Raw genomic sequence first — 18,404 nt, 5'->3', positions numbered from 1 at the left:
GAAATGAATGTCTCGTAAGTGGGAAAGAATGGTAAGCAAAAATACGAAAACTGTAAACAAGAATCGCTCCAAACAGGGGATAGCTCCGATTTCTTCGGATCCGGACCGATCGGAAGTATTCAAGGGTAGAAGCATTATGTTAGCTTTATTTTTTGTTCTAATTTCCATCTTATTATTGGTTACTTTGACCAAAACAGACGGGGACAAGATGTACTGGTATACGACACTCAGTTACATGGCGGTTGGACTGTTCGTTTATTTTATTCGCCGTCCTTATTTAAAGGTTAGTAAGACGAGTATCTCGAAGAGGGGTTTTGCCAGAGAGCTTGTACTTAATGCCGATAAAATTAAAGAAATCGTATACTCCCCAGGTCAAGTGGTCATTGACCTGAATGGGAAGTCACCACGTTGGGTGTACAATAAATCTCTGAATCGATTCGACGTAACGGCCATGGCTGCTAGATTAAAGAAATTTGCTGAGCAGAACCAGGTTACGTTTGTGGATAAAACGGTTTAATAACAGATAGCGCGATCTGGAGCATGTTGTAAGTACAGAATGCGCGTGATGGAACATAAGTTAAGGCGACATGGAATATGGATAAGTGTAATAGCGCGACAGGAATCTCATAAACGATGAAAAAAGCCCAATTCGACATTGGGCTTTTTTGCTGCTTAGGCGTGATGAGCCAGCTAGAGATTAGACGGTTAGAGCAGCGATGATTCGTAATTATGGGAAATCTTAATCATACTTATCATCGTCGATTCTAACCACATTATCCACCATAAGCTCAAGTTCCGTCTCGAAGTTCAAATGAAGCGGTGCTGGAAGGAGATCGAAGATTTCCTGTATCATGTCCATGTCTAATAACTCATCAATGGTTTGAGGCCGCGGTTCTAACTCATAAACCCATTCACGGACTGCATCGATAAATAAATAAAAAGAAGATTGGAATTGATCGGCGACAGCTTCCTGCTCATCACCTCGTGATGCCGACATGGCATTCCAGTTTTTTAGCGTGGTTTGTAAGGCTTGCTCTACGATTGGGTTCATTCTAATCTCCTAAGATTCATAGGGTGCTTTAACATTTTTTCTAATGAATTGACATGATGGGGGATGGAAAAACTCTACAGCAGCAACAACAAGTGGATTGTTGTACACCGTACAGCATAATTCCTTCATTTAGTTCAAAAGCCAATGAATGTTGTACGATGTACAACATTTTTTCTAAATTCAGACCTAATCCAGCTTATTAAGGTGATAATCTTGCACATTATGCAACAATCATTTCATTCAGCTTATTTGTTTAACGAAATGTTGTAGAAACTACAACATGTCATTCAAACCTAATGGCAAGGCACTTTCTCGAAGGGCTAGAGATTGCTAATCTGTAGGCTTTCGCTATTAGCGGCAAAGATCCGCGGTTCTTCGGACTCGGATGATCTTGCAAAGTCGGGACCTTTTAAACCATATGCTTCCCCTGTTAACCGCAATGTCAGCCATCACTTCAACGCCTGCGTAGAAGCTCGGATAATCATCTCCGAAGGCAGAATGATCTTCCGATTCTCATGAACGGCTTCGCCTTCAATGCGTTCAATCAACAGCTGCATGCCTAATAAGCCGAATTGATAGGCAGGCTGTGAAGCCAGGGTTAGAAAAGGGCTAATCGCACCTGCTGGGCCGAAATCGTCAAAACAGACGACCGATAGATCATCTGGCACCTGCAAGCCGCGCTGTCTCAATGATTGAATGACACCGACGGCGAGCATGTTGTTAGCCGCGAAGATAGCTGTAGGTGGATCTGCAAGATTAAGGAGTGCATCTAATGCGGATTCATCGTGGAAATCACGATAGTTTAGATGTGCGACGAGCGTGTCATCTATGGATAATCCACTAAGTAGATGCGCCTCACAATACCCCGTGTAACGCAAGCGGGCTGTAGAGACATCTTGTGAACCGTTAATCATAGCGATTCGGTGATGTCCCAAACCAATTAAATGCTCAACAAGTTTCCTCGCGCCTTCCTTACTGTCCCCGAGTACCACATCCGCCTCAATTCCCGGTATTTCACGGTCCAAAACAACGAAGGGGATATTATGCTTCTGCAGTTGCCCAAGATTCTCGACAGAATGATCGCCCGTCGGGGCGAATAGAACGCCATCCACACGGGTTGATAGAATCATATCAACGTAGTCTTTCTCTTTCGCATAATCTTCATCACTATTCGCAAAAAGCAGCCGATACCCAGCACGTTTAGCTGCATCCTCTGCACCGCGTGCAAGCGTAGTATAGAACGGATTTGTAATATCCGTAATGAGCAGGGAAAGAATTTTCGTCTTCTGAAGTACCAGACTGCGTGCCATCGAATTCGGAATATAGTGGAGATCTTCCATTACTTTCCTTACCCGCTTGCGCGTTGCTTCGCTGATACGACCTGTATTATTAATAACCCGTGAAACGGTCATTGCCGAAACTCCGGCTTTTTCAGCGATATCATAAATTGTAATCACGTTGAGTCACCTTTTTATCTCATCCTATTCGTCTATTGTATAGAAATTAAGGATTGACAGCAAGGCTTAAAATTGATAATTTTGGGTTATCGATAACACTTAATTTTGAGGAGGTCTTGAATATGCTTAAAGGTATTCCTTCCATCTTGTCGCCGGAGCTTTTGAAGGTGCTGATGGAAATGGGGCATGGGGATGAAATTATTCTAGCGGATGGCAATTTCCCTGCTGCCAGTCATACGAATCGCCTGCTGCGCAGCGATGGCCATGGTGTACCAGAATTATTGGAAGCGGTTTTATCGTTATTCCCACTGGATACTTACAGTGAACAACCTGTAGCACTTATGGCCAAAGTACCAGGGGATAAAGTGGAAACACCAATTTGGGCGACATACGAAGAGATCATTCGTACCCAAACGCAACCACAAATTGAGTATATGGAGCGATTCGCTTTTTATGAGCGAGCGAAGAAAGCCTATGCGATCGTTGCAACGAGTGAGAAAGCTTTATACGCCAATGTTATTTTGAAAAAAGGAGTCATTAATGAGTAATTTGGATTATCGATAACTCTAAAGTCACACCCGTCTTGTAAAGTGGGGGCAGCGCAGGAGAAGCTCGTCAGAGCGTACGATCTAGATGCCTTGTCCTACTACTACCACGGTGCGCCGGGGGGCGATTACGAGAAGCTGCAGGGCGGCTTCATCGTTGGCCATTCGCTGCTCACCGCACGCGGTATCCCGTGCTCCGGCGAAGGGGACCTCAAGACGGCCGTCTCGATGAAAATCAGCGACATCCTTGGCGTCGGCGGCAGCTTCTCGGAAATCGTCGTCGTGGATTATATCGACGAGACGATCTTGCTGGGTCATGACGGACCGTTCCATATCGCGATTTCCGAAGGAAAGCCGATTCTGCGCGGGATGGGGCTTTATCACGGGAAGCAAGGCACGGGCGTATCCGTCGAGGCGAAGGTGAAGACGGGGGCGATCACGACCCTGAATGTGACGCAGACCGGCGATGGTCGGCTGAAGCTCATCTCCAGCGAAGGCGAGTCCACGAACGGGCCGATCATGAGAATCGGCAACACGCAGACGCCGGTGAAGTTCCGCGATCATCCAGACGCGTACATGACGCGCTGGTTCGCCGAGGCGCCGACACATCACTGCGCGATGTCCATTGGTCATAATGCTTCCATGTTCCAGAAGGTCGCAGAGCTGATGAAGATGAACCATGTGATTTTATAAAGTTGTTAAAGCTGTTAAAGCTGTTAAAGCTGTTAAAGCTGTTAAAGCTGTTAAAGATGTTAAAGTTGTTAAAGCTGTTAAAGCCCGCCATTGGCGGGCTTTTTAAGGCAAGTTATGTTGTACTACGTACAACAATTACGTTACGTTTCTTCGCTATAGGCTGTTGAAGTTGTATGTAGTGCAACAATTTTGACTTATTTTATGCGATAAAGCTGTTTTGGGAAGGAAATGTTGTATGTTCTGCAACACTAACCGGGGAATACGCGAATTCGTTAATGAAATGTTGTACAAATTACAACAACTAAGTCCATAGATGAAGGAAACAGTGAACTTAACCTACGTCGAGGAACGACAATCCGTATTGAAGGGAAAGTGGCCTGTAATTTGAACGAACGGAACTTCATTCCGTTATTTGTAGGAAATGTGGCCTGTAATTTGATTGAACAGAACGTGAATGCGCAATTTGGGTGAAATCAATGCTCTTTAGGGCAAAATGACGTAATAAAGGATCGTAGTCCTCCAGCTCGCGAAACCGGCGTTTATTCAGTAATTAGCGCATCCACGTTCCTCTATGAGTCCACTCCATATAAATCGGAGAGATTAGGTTAATGAACATTTCGTTATTTCAAATGGATACGATTAGTTTTGCGGCATACCGGATTCCGCATCCGGACTCGAATTATTATCCGCGAATTCCACATAACTATCGACCGTATCTAGAACTTGGCTTAGCTGCCAACGGCTAAAAATAATATGATCTGAAGAAATCGCATTATAGGTGCTTTCTTGCTTGCTGATTTTAAAGCCTCGGTAATTCTCATAAATGGTTCTCATTCTGATCTCTCCCTCGCTTGGATGTATATCTTAAACTATCATCAAACGAGCAATTTTGGTAGAGGTGTAAATTGATAGAAATTGTCTATTCCTGACTAATTGCATGTAAATATGGTTAATTGCTTCTTTTCTGTTGCCTATACGGTGCAAATTGTTCTCTGCGCGGGTTTCCGCTTAGCCGGAAATGCCATTTGCATGTAGGTTAGGTATTTCAATTTTAAACGTTGACAGAATATGGTTGGATTCACTATAATCTAAATACAAGTAATTTTATCGGAATAATATGAATCAACCAGACAACTGGAGATGCTTCATCCTAAGGGGTGAATTCGTCTCCTTTTTTCATTCATAATCAGCAAATGCTATCTATAGCTTACGATGCAAGTTATTTTGTAACACTTTCTAGGAGGAATAGGAATGAAAATCGAATGGACTTTTACGAGGAACAAACCTTGGACGATTGATCTTGTGTTGGATTTTGTGACCATAGCTAATCGGTATTCGTGCAATATTTATGTAGGTGTAAGTGGGAAAATGCTGAATGCAAAGGGTTTACTAGGCATTGTTTCCCTAAGCCTAACACTAGGCAATCAGTCGGTTATTGTTTTGCAATTAGATGGCGTTGATGCACAGGAAGCATTTGAAAAAGTATCTGTGTACTTACAAAGCACGGATCACAGTATACAAAAGGCCTATTCGCATAGTTCCTAGTCGCTTGCAAGTTAGAGAGGAAGTTTATTGTCATGAATATTGAAAATATTGAAGCTTTCGTCTATGTCATACATTTCAATAGTTTCAACAAGGCTGCTGATGCATTATTCTTATCCCAGCCATCAGTGACGGCCCGAATTCAATCGTTAGAACGAGAACTGAATACATTGCTGTTCGATCGAGAAGGGAGGAATTTTACGCTGACAGAGAAAGGGAAGCAGTTCCTGCCGTATGCTCAGCAAATTCTCCAAACTTACAAGAAGGGAAAACAACAGCTGCAGAATTTAAACACGACTCCAAATGAATTAAGAATAGGGTGCACGGTTTCTGTCTCCAATTATGTCATACCAGATATTCTTCCCATCATCAAAAAGGAGTACCGAAGCCTGCAGATTAAATTAACGACAGCTCCCACCGAAACGATTCTGGAGAAGCTGTTGAATAAGGAAATAGACATCGGCTTTGTGCGAAACGTGACGCATCCGCATGTTGATTGTGCGGGGTTTTATGAAGATCCGATTCGACTCTTCGTACATCAGCGTCATCCTTTTATGAAGAAAGAACAAATTACGATTGAGGATGTAAGCAGGGAATCCCTAGTGTTTTTCGAGTGTGGCTCTCTCGATTGGATAAAGATACATCGCTTATTCGCCACACTTGACCGTCCGCCCCAAATCGAATACCAGATCGATAATCTTGAAACGGCGAAGAAGCTGGTCGTGAGTGGGATGGGGGTTTCTTTTTTACCCGATCTCTGCGTACGTCAAGAAGTGAAGGATGGCTTACTTGTACCTATCCATATCCCTGCTCTAGGAGGATTGTCGCTTCGGACTAATCTCATTTCACTCAAGGAAGCGGCCAACGATTTCACGCATGTGTGCCTAGAAGCATTGAAAGAGATGAAATTGAAAATAAGTTCTCCATAGAACAATTCTATCTGATAATAGAACATCTTAATATCAAATTGACCGCCTAATAAGCCGGTGATACAGTAAGTAGGAATTTAAACCGACAAAACCAATTGGAATTATTGTTTATACGTTATTAAGGGGAATGCATGCACTGTAAGGGTTAAATTATGAAAGCCAAACTTTTAGGAGGAAAAAACATGCCCAAACAAAAACAATTAAAGCTCGGAGCTATCATTCATGGAGTCGGCGGTAATATGTCATCTTGGAAACATCCGGATGCGATCGTAGATGCGAGTGTGAATTTCAACTATTACAAACAGCAAGCACAAAAAGCGGAAGCTGGTAAATTCGATTTGTTGTTTATCGCAGACGGATTGTTCATCAATGATAAATCGATTCCCCATTTCTTGAATCGCTTCGAACCGATAACGATTTTATCGGCCTTGGCGGCAGTAACTTCGAAAATTGGTCTAGTCGGTACGCTATCTACGTCCTACAGTGAACCATTCACAGTGTCGAGGCAGTTCTCCTCACTGGATCATATCAGCGATGGCCGAGCAGGGTGGAATGTGGTCACTTCCCCGCTGGAGGGCTCCGCTCTTAACTACAATAAGAAGCTGGAGGATCATCCTGATCATCCCAAGCGGTATCGAATTGCTTCTGAATATCTGCAGGTTGCCAAAGGGTTATGGGATTCATGGGAAGATGATGCTTTTGTAAGGAATAAACAAACCGGTGTGTTCTTCGATCCTGAGAAGCTGCACCGATTGGACCACAAGGGCGAATTCTTCTCTGTACAAGGACCGCTTAATATTGGGAGATCCAAGCAAGGCAGACCCGTTATCTTCCAAGCAGGCTCATCTGAGGATGGCAAAAACTTGGCTGCCAAAGAAGCAGATGCGATCTTTACTGGACATCCAACCGTCGAAGATGCTAGGCGCTTTTATGACGATGTGAAAGGCCGAACAGCAGGTTTTGGCAGAAATCCTGATGAGATTGTTGTAATGCCCGGCATAGGACCAATTATCGGCGTAACGGAAGAAGAGGCAGAACGCAAGTATCAGGAAGTTGCGAATTTAGTAACCATTCAGGAAGCACTCGCTTATTTGGGACGTTTTTTCGAGCATCATGATTTTACGCAGTACGACTTGGATGCCCCATTCCCTGAACTAGGCGATTTGGGCAAAAACAGCTTCCAAAGCTCGACAGATCGCATTAAACAGAATGCGAAGGAACATGGTCTGACTCTTCGGCAGGTCGCACTCCAATCGGCCACACCGCGTCCACTGTTCATAGGTACACCAACTCAGATCGCAGATCGCATTCAGGAATGGTTCGAGAGTGGGGCCGCAGACGGATTCATAGTGGGTTCTGGTGTTCCGAATGGTTTGAACGATTTTGTGGATTTGGTCATTCCGATTTTACAGGAACGCGGGATATATCGTACGGAGTATGAAACTGATACACTTCGCGGAAATCTAGGACTCCCTTTTCCAATAAATCGCTATGCGAAAGAAAAAGTGACGCACCAATAGGCTTTAATTCCGACTTAATTTATGCGCATTGTCAACCAACGATAGGGGGGATATTGAATGGCAAAACAAAGAAAATTGAAGCTTGGCGTTAATATCAGCGGTGTCGGCAACAGCATGTCTGTATGGAGACACCCGGATGTTTCGACGGACGCAAGTGTCAGTCTCGATTACTACAAGCAGCAAGCATTGAAAGCTGAGTCTGGAAAGTTCGATCTTGTGTTCATCGCGGATGGCTTGTACATCAATGAGAAATCAAATCCTCACTTCCTGAATCGCTTCGAACCGCTTACCATTCTTTCCGCATTAGCAGCTGTGACTTCACAAATCGGACTCGTCGCCACACTATCGACTTCGTACAGTGAGCCGTTCACCGTCGCCCGTCAGTTTTCCTCGCTGGATCATATTAGCGGAGGTCGCGCAGGCTGGAATGTTGTGACGTCTCCACTTGAAGGCTCAGCCAAAAATTTCGGCAAGGGCGAACATCCGGCCCATGAGCTGCGCTACAGGATTGCTGAAGAGTATGTCCAGGTTGTGAAAGGCCTATGGGATTCATGGGAAGACGATGCTTTCGTAAGAGATAAGGAGTCCGGTGTTTTCTTTGATCCGGGCAAACTGCACACTCTGAATCATAAAGGTGAATTCTTCTCGGTTCAAGGACCACTGAATATTGGCCGTTCTAGACAAGGGCATCCTGTTGTTTTCCAAGCAGGAGCTTCAGAATCAGGCAGAGATTTGGCGGCTAGAACGGCCGAAGCCATCTATACAGGGCATGAACATATCGAGGAAGCGAAGCTGTTTTATCAAGACATTAAACAAAGAGCAGCCGCTTATGCCCGTGAATCGGATGAAGTGCTAATTTTCCCTGGAATCAATCCGATTATAGGACGTACACAGGAAGAAGCTGAGCTTAAGTATCAAGAAGTCGCTAATCTCGTAACCATCCAAAGCGCGCTTGACTACCTGGGCCGCTATTTCGAGCATCATGATTTTTCGCAATACCCACTCGATGAACCATTTCCGGATTTGGGTGATTTCGGGGCAAATAGCTTCCGAGGCACGACGGATAAAATAAAAAAGGAAGCGAAAGAGCTCAATTTGACGCTTCGTCAAGCGGCCATAAGAGCAGCCACGCCTAGAGGCAATTTTATAGGAACACCTGAGGCGGTTGCTGATTTAGTAGAACAGTGGTTCAACGAAGAAGCGGCTGATGGGTTTGTCATTCGCACGACGGTGCCTAGAGCATTGGATGATTTCGTTGACCTTGTTGTTCCAATTTTGCAAGAGCGCGGTATTTACCGCACAGAGTATGAAACGGACACGCTGCGCGGGAATTTGGGAATTCCTATTCCTGCTAATCGCTACACGAAAGAAAAGGTTGCCAACTAATTCGTTGAAACATACATGGGGGAGTGTTTATCTTGCGTAGATCAAAAGAATGGGTCAAGTTAAGTACATTATCATTAGCATTCGTCATAGCTTTGACGGGATGCGGTTCAGCAAAAAGCAGCAGCGGGGATGCAGCACAATCACCAAATGCCAAGCAAGAGGATAAGCAGACGGCCGTTATAGGTGGAGAGCTAACCTATGCACTCGCGACTTCGCCAGATTCATTAGATCCACATCGCAGCGGTCTTGCCGTTGCCGTTCGGGTACTTCGTACCATTTACGATAGTTTAGTCGTTCAACTGCCCGATGGCTCGATCAAACCTTGGCTAGCCACTGAATGGACCGTTGCGCCTGATGGTTTGAGCTACATTTTCAAATTGCGTAAAGATGTGAAATTCCAAGACGGTACCCCATTTAATGCGGAAGCTGTCAAATATAGCTATGATCGTATTCTCGATCCAACAACGAAAGCGGCTAACTCCGTAGCCCTCATTAAGCCCTATAAATCCTCAGAAGTCATTGATGAATTCACGATAAAAATAAATCTGGAAACACCATCCAGAGCTTTCCTGGGCAACCTAAGTCAAGCCTTACTTGGGATTGTATCACCAACAGCAGCTAAAAAGTATGGGGATCAGTTTGGTAAAAATCCGGTAGGATCCGGCCCCTTTTCCTTTGTGAAATGGGAAGAGAATGCATCCATTCAAGTTAAGCGCAGTCCTGATTACAACTCAGCTCCCGAAATCGTGGAGAATAAAGGAAAGTCCTATTTGGATCAAATCACATTTCGTATCGTTCCAGAAGAGGCCACTCGTATTGGCAGTGTTCAAAGCAAACAAGTACTCGCAGGCGAAACCATTCCTCCACAAAATGTCGTTTCCTTGAAATCAGATGCAAGCATTCAAGTTCACCAAGTGAATACAACGGGTTTACCTTATACCTTGTTTATTAATCAGCGGAAAGCACCTTGGAGCGATGTGAAAGCAAGGCAAGCGCTGCAAGCGGCTATTGACGTAGATGCGATTGTCAAAACGCTATATTTAGGGACATATCCACGTGCTTGGTCACCGCTTTCACCTGGCGTTGTCGGCTATGATGCATCGCTGGAAAACGGAATCAAACCTGATGTCGCTAAAGCGAACAAATTACTGGATGAACTAGGTTGGGTGAAAGGCGCGGATGGCATCCGTGTGAAGGATGGCAAAAAGCTGACTTTACATTATGTAGATGGCTCGCCGAATCGTGAAAAACGCAATGATATTGCGGTTATTATTCAACAACAGCTGAAACAAGTCGGCATCGTTGTCGAAGTTGAGATTACCAAAGATGTAGCCAATGTTGTATATACCAAAGGCGAATATGATATCTACGGGAACAGCCAGGTAAACTCGGATCCGAATGCGCTTTACGCCTTCTACCATACGAGTGATCCGAAAGCCCGTCCAAGTCTTCCAGGTCTGGCCGATCCGCAAGTAGATGAGTGGCTTGAACAAGGTGCTATCGAAACAGACGATAAAAAACGTGTGGAACTGTATAAACAAGTTCAGAAATCGATTATCGATAATGCGGTCATCATTCCAATCTATGTATTCCCCTATACAGTAGCCGCATCGAAAACCGTTAAAGGATTGAAATTCGATTCCCTAGGTTATCCGCTCTTCAATGACACGTTTATTCAAAAATAAAGACATAGGGGAGCTAATCGATATGAGCAGGATAATAACGGAGCGGCTTGTGGTTTCCTTGCTGGTCATTCTTGGTTCCTTAATCCTTGTTTTCTGTATTTTGTATGTACTTCCGGGAGATCCCGTACTCTCGATGATCGATCCTTCATCCATGACCCCGGAGGCTATTGCCAACTTAAGGCATCAACTGGGATTGAATGAGCCCTTTTATGTCCAATTTGGCCGCTATTTTCTAGCTATGATTCACGGGGATTTTGGTAAGTCTTTACTGAACAGTGAACCTGTGCTGCCCAAAATTATTAAACATCTCCCAGCTACAATGGCACTAACTTTAGCTAGTACACTCATTTCCACGATTATTGGTGTAGGGCTAGGCGTACTTTCCGCCATACACCGCAACCGATGGATCGACGTTCTAGCCCGTATCGTAGGGCTGTTCGGTATATCAATGCCAACCTTCTGGTCGGGGATCCTGTTGATTCTCATCTTTTCTGTATCCTTAGGCTGGTTCCCGGCAATGGGGTCCCAAGGGTTGATTACTCTTGTCCTTCCTTCGCTCGCACTTGGCTTTGTTGGGGCCGGATTTATCGTTCGCATGGTACGGAACTCGATGTTGGAAGTCATCAATGAGCATTTCATCGTGACCTTGCGTGCGAAAGGACTATCGGAACGATTAGTGATGTATCGACATGCGCTTCGCAATGCGTTAATACCTGCTATTACCATTATCGGTATTCATATTGGAGACCTGATGGCAGGGACCGTTGTGATCGAAACCGTATTTTCTAGACAGGGGATTGGGAGAATTCTCGCGGATGCCATCATGTCCAAAGATTTGCCGGTTGTTCAGGGCGTTGTCTTTTTCTCAGCCATCATCTACGTCGTTGTGAATTTGCTTGTGGATATTTCTTATGTATTCATCGATCCACGGGTGCGTCGAACACCATAAGGTCTAAATGAAACCATATTGGGGAGGAGATTGGGTATGAAAGAAGTGGTTTCCACGAGGGCTATTTGGCAGAGGCGTAAATGGCATCTACAATTTCCGAAAGCATCTAGTAAAATTAGCGCCACGGAAATACTCGTTTATTTAGCGGCTATCGTGACTTTGTTTATGATAGGATGTGCACTTTTTCCGCAATGGATTGCTCCTTATCCCCCTACGGCGATGCTCACCGATCAAATTCTGAGCGCGCCAAGTAAAGCTCATTTGTTTGGTACGGACTATTTTGGCCGAGATGTCTTTAGTGTTGTCGTGTATGGGAGTCGTGACTCCTTATTCATTGGATTTGCTTCTGTTCTTGCAGGAGGTTTAATAGGCGGACTCATTGGTGCGGTAGCTGGATATATCGGTGGTGTCATCGATACGCTCTTCATGCGGATCATTGATGTTCTGATGACAATTCCCGGAATCCTATTAGCGTTAGCCATAGCTGCCGCTCTTGGTCCTCATTTATTCAATCTTATCTTTGCAGTTGCAGCAGCGTCCATTCCACAATATGCAAGGGTCATGCGCGGTCAGATTCTGAGTATCAAGAGTCGCTCCTTCATTACAGCTTCGCGATCGATAGGTGCATCTAATGTGCGAATATTTTTCCGCCATGTCTTGACGAATGCTTGGTCGCCGCTCTTGGTTATGTCTACGATTGGTCTGGGATCATCGATATTGGTTGGAGCAGGGCTAAGCTTCCTTGGACTGGGGGTGCTCAAAGAGATTCCTGATTGGGGGACACTCTTATCACAGGGAAGAGGCTATCTGACGGTGGCATGGTGGATATGTACGTTTCCAGGACTAGCGATCACCTTATTTGTATTATCGGTTAATTTAATTGGAGATAGACTGCGCGACTCCATGGATCCAAAGCAGAAAAGGGCATAGCAAGGGGGCGGCGCAAATTGAAACAACTGCTTGAGATTGAGAATTTAAGTGTTCAATTTACAACGAATAAAGGGTCGTTCACGGCAATTCAAGACATTACGCTGAACATTGGTGCAGGAGAAACTGTCTGTCTAGTGGGAGAATCCGGCAGCGGCAAATCGGTGACTTCCAAATCCGTCATGCGATTAATTGATTATGAGAATGGTGTGATTTCCGGCGGTCAAATCGTGCTGGATGGTGATGATTTGGCCACTTTGTCACAGAAAGAGCTTCGGGCATTACGTGGGAAGAAGATGGCGATGGTGTTTCAAGAGCCAATGGCTGCTTTTGATCCCGTGTTTACAATTGGCAGTCAAATCACGGAGGTTATCATTCAGCATAAACAGGGCAATCGAGAACAAGCCTGGGAGCGGGCCGTTCATTTATTGAAGCGTGTCGGCATTCCTGAGCCTGAAATCCGGATGAACCAATACCCCGGCGAGCTGTCTGGGGGAATGCTGCAGCGGGCAATGATTGCCATGGCTCTTTCTTGTAATCCACAGCTGCTTATTGCGGATGAACCTACAACGGCGCTTGATGTGACGATTCAAGCGCAAATTCTTCACCTGCTGCAGGAGCTTAAAGATGAGTTTAACATGTCGATTCTCCTGATTACACATGATATGGGGATTGCGGCTGAGATGGCTGATCGCATTATCGTGATGTATGCAGGGCAGATCGTGGAACAGGCGACCGTTCAGCAGTTGTTCACGAAACCCCATCATCCGTATACACGAGGATTGCTTCGTTCGATTACGACGATGGATAGTGATCGTACTTCCCGATTATTCTCCATTGAAGGAACGATACCTCATTTATCGGATCTCCCTACAGGATGTCGGTTTCATCCTCGGTGTCCTTTTGCGACGGATCGTTGTAAGAATGATAGCCCGCCTCTTCAATCTGTGAATGGACGGCTAGCCGCCTGTTGGTATTCGGAGGATTTAGTCAAACTCGAAGATTGGCAGCAGCATACAACGCCAGCGGATACGGCTATTAAATCTGGTAAGAATGATCTGACCATTCCTGAGTTAGGAGAACAGGAGACAGCTACAGAGAAGCTTTTCGAGGTAAAAGGGCTAAGTAAATTTTACCCAGTAGGGAAAGGGACGTTTAACCGTTCAAAGACCTATATTCGCGCTGTTGACGACGTGTCATTCTCGATTAAGAAAGGTGAGACCTTCGGTTTAGTAGGCGAATCCGGCAGTGGTAAGTCTACTTTAGGCCGGGTTCTGCTGCAGCTGGAGAGGGCGACGGAAGGAAAGGTTCTATTCGAAGGGAAGGATTTATCCGAGCTTTCGGCCAAAGGACTGCAGGGAGCACGTCGCGATATGCAGGTCATTTTCCAAGATCCGTACGGTTCAGTGAATCCGCGTTGGAAAGTTGGCGATATTATCGGCGAACCTTTCGATGTACATGAATCATTAAGCAAAGCAGAAAAGCGCGCTAAGGTGGAAGAACTATTGGAACTAGTTGGTTTGAATCGCTCCATGTATGATCGATTCCCTCATGAGTTCTCGGGAGGTCAGAGGCAGAGAATTGGTATCGCCAGAGCCATAGCACTTCATCCCCAATTCATTCTTGCCGATGAAGCGGTATCTGCGCTCGACGTATCCGTACAGGCACAAATTGTTAATTTAATGCAGGATTTGCAGAGAAAATTGGGGTTAACTTACTTATTTATCGCCCATGGCTTAAATATTGTGCGCCATTTATCGGATCGTATCGGTGTGATGTATTTAGGAAAACTGGTTGAAATTGCGCCAAGTGAAGAGCTGTTCCTTCATCCATCCCATCACTACACGAAGGGGCTGCTATCCTCCATACCTTCACCTGATCCCACGAGGAAAAGAGAATGGTTTGCGATTGAAGGAGAAATTCCATCCCCTGCGAATCCGCCATCCGGCTGCCGATTCCACACCAGGTGTCCTGCAGCAACGGCAAGGTGCAGGGAGGAGCAGCCAGAGCTGCTCCAATTGCGGAAAGGTCATTGGACGGCCTGTCATTACCCTCTGTAATATCCTCTGTAACATATAAAGAATATTCGTCATGGCATGTCTTCATTTCAACGGGAAAAATACCCCGTTTTCTTTTCGGATAAAAAAATAGTTAAAACGTAGGAATAGTCATATATACATAAATCTAATATCAGTACTCAGGAGGCATTTAATCATGAAAAAATTCACGGTGCTTTCATCCCTTATTCTTACGGCTGCATTCGCAGCAGGATGTGCGGCTCAAACTAAAACGGCCAGCACGTCCCCATCCACCGGGTCCGCAGCCACAGCCGCTGCTACAACAGCACCTGCAGCTCAAGCTACAGCAGCGCCAAAAGGGGTTAAAAAAATTGTGGTGGGAACAGGTACACAATTCCCGAACATTTGCTTTATTGACGATAAGGGCAACCTTACGGGTTATGATGTAGAGCTTGTCAAAGAAATCGATAAGCGGCTTCCCGAGTATGAATTTGAGCTCAAAACGATGGAATTCAAGAACCTTTTGCTGAGCTTAGAGACGAATAAAATCGACTTCATTGCACACCAAATGGAAGTGAATGAGGAAAGAAAGCAGAAATTCCTATTCAATGATGAAGCCTATAATATTTTTCCGAACAAAATTATCGTTCACAAAGACAACAATACCGTTAAATCTATTGATGATCTTAAAGGTAAGAAGTTATTGGTAACCGCAACAAGCAACGCGGCTGTACTGGCTGAAAAATATAATAAAGAACACAACACCGGTATTAATATCGTTTATACAGGCGCAGGCGAGGATGCAAAATCACTCATTAAGCAAGGTCGTGCGGATGCCTCGATTAGTACGCAGTTTGCGATTGATTTCGTTAATAAATCGGTAGATGCGCAGCTAAAAACAGTCGGAGAGCCGCTGTCCAACTCCAAAGTTTACTTCATTTTACGCAAGGATCAAGAAGAGCTGAAAAAGAAGATTGACGAAGCCGTGAAAGCCATCAAAGCAGATGGAACACTCGGTAAATTAAGTACGCAGTGGCTGGGAGCCGACTATACCGTGGGTAGCTAGATGGGGAAATCATTCGATATTACGCTTGTTGCGGAGTTTCTGCCGAAGCTGCTCTACTACTTGCCTTTAACCCTTCTCATTCTTGTGGCATCACTTGCATTAGGTCTTGTGCTGGGTACACTGATTGCCCTAACTCGCTTATATCGTATTCCAGTGCTTAGCCAACTATCCATCGTGTACGTATCGTTTATCCGTGGAACGCCGATTTTGATCCAATTATTCCTTGTTTTCTATGGTTTGCCGATGCTGCTCGAGATTATCGATATCAATATATCTCGATGGGATCCGATCTATTTCGTGATTATTACTTATGGCCTTAGTATTGCCGCTTTCAAATCTGAAAACATCCGGGCGGCTGTCAATGCCGTCGATCGGGGCCAGACCGAAGCTGCTTATGCAGTAGGCATGACCGGTAAGCAATCCTTTTCTCGAATCGTTGCGCCACAGGCTTTACTTATTGCCTTCCCTAACTTTGCAAATTCAGTGATTAGTTTTCTCAAAGATACGTCGTTGGCTTTCTCGATTGGGGTCATGGATATGATGGGGCGTGGGCAAACATTAATTGCGGCTACGGCGCATACGTTGGAAGTTTATATCAGTTTAACGATCATATATTACGTAACTGTACTTATTTTGGAAAAAGTTTTTAAAGTGACGGAGTTCAGGCTGCAAAGGCATGAGCGTCCATTAACGGGGTGAGTGAGGACATGAAAATCGATATTGTTTTTATTTATACAGCCTTTTTCCAAATATTAAAGGCATTACCGTTAACCTTGGTGCTGACCTTCATCCCGCTTGTTATCGGCTTCGGCATCGGTGTAGTAACGGCTTTCGCTCGTATCTACAAAGTGAAATATGTACATCGTCTCCTAGATTTCTACGTATCCTTTCTACGCGGGACGCCGATTCTGCTTCATATTTTTGTTATCTACTTTGGGCTGCCGCTCGTCATTGATCGGTTGTCTGCGTATTATGGATGGGGTTTCAAATCGTCATCGATTCCTTCTCTGCTTATTGTGTTGACGGCATTTTCTATAACAGCCGGTGCTTATATGTCGGAGATCATTCGATCCGGCATCTTATCGGTTGATCGAGGTCAAATCGAAGCCGCCCATGCCATTGGCATGACAACACCTCAAGCGATTTGGCGAATCGTAGCGCCTCAAGCGATTGGCGTTATTTTACCCAATTTGTGCAATATTTTCGTTGGATTTCTGCATACGTCATCGTTGGCCTTCACCGTGTCTCAGATGGAGCTCCTTGGCAAAGCAAGCGTTGTTGCTTCAGTAAGCTTAAAATTTCTCGAGGCATATATTGCCGCAGCCTTTATTTACTGGGGGTTGACCTTGTTAGCAGAAAGACTCACCGCATTTTTGGAGAAAAAAGTTACGGTCTATAATCGAGGAGGAGTCCTATGATTCGGTTAACAACTACGCGCAGCGGTTGTATGAGAAAGGAAATGTAACTTATGCCAACCTCATATGATGTCATTGTTATAGGCGCAGGCTCGATGGGCATGAGTGCTGGATATCATTTGGCCAAAAACAAGGTGAAAGTATTATTAATTGATAAATTTGATCCGCCCCATGCGGCAGGCAGTCATCATGGGGAGACTCGCCTTATCCGTCATGCATACGCAGGCAGTTCCTCCTACACGGCAATGGCAATTAGAGCTGACCGGCTGTGGAAGGAGCTTGAGGAAGCCAGCGGACAGCGGCTGCTTGTACGCAGCGGAGTTCTGAACATGGGAGCCGCCAAGTCTCTTCATATGGGGAGCAAATTAAAGTCTACTGCTGCTTTTGGGCTAAAAGTTGATCAGCTCAACGCGGATGAAATTCGTAAACGTTGGCCGGGCGTAAATCCGCCAGATTCTTACATAGGTTTGTATGAACATGAAGCGGGGTTTCTGTACAGTGAAGCTTGCGTACGCGCCTATCGCCAACAGGCCTTGGCCGCAGGTGCAAGACTACTTGTCAATACGCAAGTAGCAGGCATCAAAATAGGAAAGAGCGGCGTTACTGTACAAACACTAGATGGGGCTTATCACGCAGATCAGTTAATCCTATCTGCCGGCGCATGGTTTAGTAAGTTAAATGCGATTATTCACCTGCCGATTCGCTCCGTTCGTAAAGCTGTCGCTTGGTTCAACTCAGATGAATCTCTCTATGATTCGGCTAGGTTTCCGGGATTTACATTGGGTGCGGAAAATGGCGGGTTCTACGGCTTCCCTAGCATCGACGGTTCCGGCGTCAAGATTGGTCGGCATGATGCCGGTCAGCCTTGGAAGCCAGGGCAGCCCTTCGAACCGTTCGGTCATTATGCCGAGGATGAGAAGGATTTGCGGCAAGCCTTGGAAGCCTTTCTGCCACAAGCTTCGGGTCAAGTGCTTCGGGGAGCCGTTTGTAAATATGAATTAACTCCTGATGAACATTTTATTATCGATCGTCATCCGGAACATGCTCATGTCCTATTGGCGGGCGGTTTCTCAGGCCATGGCTTTAAGTTCGCAAGTGTAGTTGGAGAGATCTTATCAGATCTTTCAAGGGAAGGCACAACCGAGCAAGAGATCTCATCTTTTGCTTTATCCAGGTTTTCGGCTAACGCAGACCTTGCTGCCCATATCAACTAGGAAGGTG

Annotated in this window: 18 protein-coding genes; 15 read left to right on the top strand and 3 right to left on the bottom strand. The window is 45.2% G+C overall.

The genetic code is table 11. The features are described 5' to 3' along the window. Positions 1-7 precede the first annotated feature (7 nt). Positions 8-517, top strand: coding sequence for a hypothetical protein (locus tag ASD40_RS21960; RefSeq protein ID WP_057305301.1), 510 nt, complete (start codon positions 8-10; stop codon positions 515-517). A gap of 222 nt (positions 518-739) precedes the next feature. On the opposite strand, the gene ASD40_RS21955 is transcribed toward ASD40_RS21960, so the two are convergent. Both ASD40_RS21955 and ASD40_RS21950 read right to left on the bottom strand, forming a co-directional pair. Beyond that, on the bottom strand, positions 740-1,051 hold the full coding sequence (locus ASD40_RS21955) for a hypothetical protein (protein ID WP_057305300.1): 312 nt from the start codon (positions 1,049-1,051) through the stop codon (positions 740-742). Positions 1,052-1,500: 449 nt separating this feature from the next. Further along, positions 1,501-2,508 carry a LacI family DNA-binding transcriptional regulator gene (locus ASD40_RS21950; protein ID WP_057305299.1) on the bottom strand — a complete coding sequence of 336 codons (1,008 nt, stop codon included), beginning with the start codon at positions 2,506-2,508 and terminating at the stop codon, positions 1,501-1,503. Between the two features lie 122 nt (positions 2,509-2,630). On the opposite strand from ASD40_RS21950, the gene fucU reads away from it, so the two are divergent. Together fucU and ASD40_RS21940 are read left to right on the top strand one after the other, a co-directional pair. Beyond that, the gene (fucU, locus tag ASD40_RS21945) at positions 2,631-3,056 is read left to right on the top strand and encodes an L-fucose mutarotase (RefSeq protein ID WP_057305298.1); all 426 of its coding nucleotides are present in this window, start codon (positions 2,631-2,633) and stop codon (positions 3,054-3,056) included. Between the two features lie 90 nt (positions 3,057-3,146). Then, entirely contained in the window at positions 3,147-3,746 is a 600-nt protein-coding gene (locus ASD40_RS21940; RefSeq protein WP_235549344.1) for a hypothetical protein, read from the top strand. A 639-nt stretch (positions 3,747-4,385) separates the two neighbouring features. Here ASD40_RS21940 and ASD40_RS21935 read toward each other — a convergent pair. Then, positions 4,386-4,580 (bottom strand): hypothetical protein, encoded by a 195-nt coding sequence (locus tag ASD40_RS21935; protein ID WP_057305297.1) that lies wholly within the window; start codon positions 4,578-4,580, stop codon positions 4,386-4,388. Positions 4,581-4,997: 417 nt separating this feature from the next. On the opposite strand from ASD40_RS21935, the gene ASD40_RS21930 reads away from it, so the two are divergent. From ASD40_RS21930 to solA, 12 genes are all read left to right on the top strand, one after another. Further along, a complete protein-coding gene (locus tag ASD40_RS21930) occupies positions 4,998-5,291 on the top strand; it encodes an HPr family phosphocarrier protein (protein WP_057305296.1) in 294 nt (97 codons plus the stop codon). 32 nt (positions 5,292-5,323) lie between these two features. Next, positions 5,324-6,217, top strand: coding sequence for a LysR family transcriptional regulator (locus ASD40_RS21925; RefSeq protein WP_057305295.1), 894 nt, complete (start codon positions 5,324-5,326; stop codon positions 6,215-6,217). Between the two features lie 182 nt (positions 6,218-6,399). Further along, a complete protein-coding gene (locus ASD40_RS21920; RefSeq protein WP_057305294.1) occupies positions 6,400-7,737 on the top strand; it encodes an LLM class flavin-dependent oxidoreductase in 1,338 nt (445 codons plus the stop codon). 57 nt (positions 7,738-7,794) lie between these two features. Then, positions 7,795-9,123: an LLM class flavin-dependent oxidoreductase gene (locus ASD40_RS21915; RefSeq protein WP_057305293.1), complete on the top strand. Its 1,329-nt coding sequence runs from the start codon at positions 7,795-7,797 to the stop codon at positions 9,121-9,123. Positions 9,124-9,155: 32 nt separating this feature from the next. Next, positions 9,156-10,808, top strand: a complete 1,653-nt coding sequence (locus tag ASD40_RS21910; protein ID WP_057305292.1) for an ABC transporter substrate-binding protein — start codon at positions 9,156-9,158, stop codon at positions 10,806-10,808. 22 nt (positions 10,809-10,830) lie between these two features. Continuing rightward, entirely contained in the window at positions 10,831-11,757 is a 927-nt protein-coding gene (locus ASD40_RS21905) for an ABC transporter permease (protein ID WP_057305291.1), read from the top strand. Positions 11,758-11,793: 36 nt separating this feature from the next. Beyond that, entirely contained in the window at positions 11,794-12,687 is an 894-nt protein-coding gene (locus ASD40_RS21900) for an ABC transporter permease (RefSeq protein WP_057305290.1), read from the top strand. 17 nt (positions 12,688-12,704) lie between these two features. Continuing rightward, the gene (locus ASD40_RS39265; RefSeq protein WP_057305289.1) at positions 12,705-14,744 is read left to right on the top strand and encodes an ABC transporter ATP-binding protein; all 2,040 of its coding nucleotides are present in this window, start codon (positions 12,705-12,707) and stop codon (positions 14,742-14,744) included. 154 nt (positions 14,745-14,898) lie between these two features. Next, complete coding sequence (locus ASD40_RS21890; protein ID WP_063860123.1) at positions 14,899-15,768, top strand: transporter substrate-binding domain-containing protein; 870 nt, start codon at positions 14,899-14,901, stop codon at positions 15,766-15,768. After that, positions 15,769-16,467 carry an amino acid ABC transporter permease gene (locus ASD40_RS21885; RefSeq protein WP_057305287.1) on the top strand — a complete coding sequence of 233 codons (699 nt, stop codon included), beginning with the start codon at positions 15,769-15,771 and terminating at the stop codon, positions 16,465-16,467. Between the two features lie 8 nt (positions 16,468-16,475). After that, positions 16,476-17,186 (top strand): amino acid ABC transporter permease, encoded by a 711-nt coding sequence (locus ASD40_RS21880; RefSeq protein ID WP_057305286.1) that lies wholly within the window; start codon positions 16,476-16,478, stop codon positions 17,184-17,186. A 50-nt stretch (positions 17,187-17,236) separates the two neighbouring features. Further along, positions 17,237-18,397, top strand: a complete 1,161-nt coding sequence (solA, locus tag ASD40_RS21875) for an N-methyl-L-tryptophan oxidase (protein WP_057305285.1) — start codon at positions 17,237-17,239, stop codon at positions 18,395-18,397. Positions 18,398-18,404 lie beyond the last annotated feature (7 nt).

Source organism: Paenibacillus sp. Root444D2 (assembly GCF_001426375.1).
Taxonomy (GTDB): domain Bacteria; phylum Bacillota; class Bacilli; order Paenibacillales; family NBRC-103111; genus Paenibacillus_E.
This window is presented reverse-complemented; position numbering and strand designations above follow the sequence as displayed.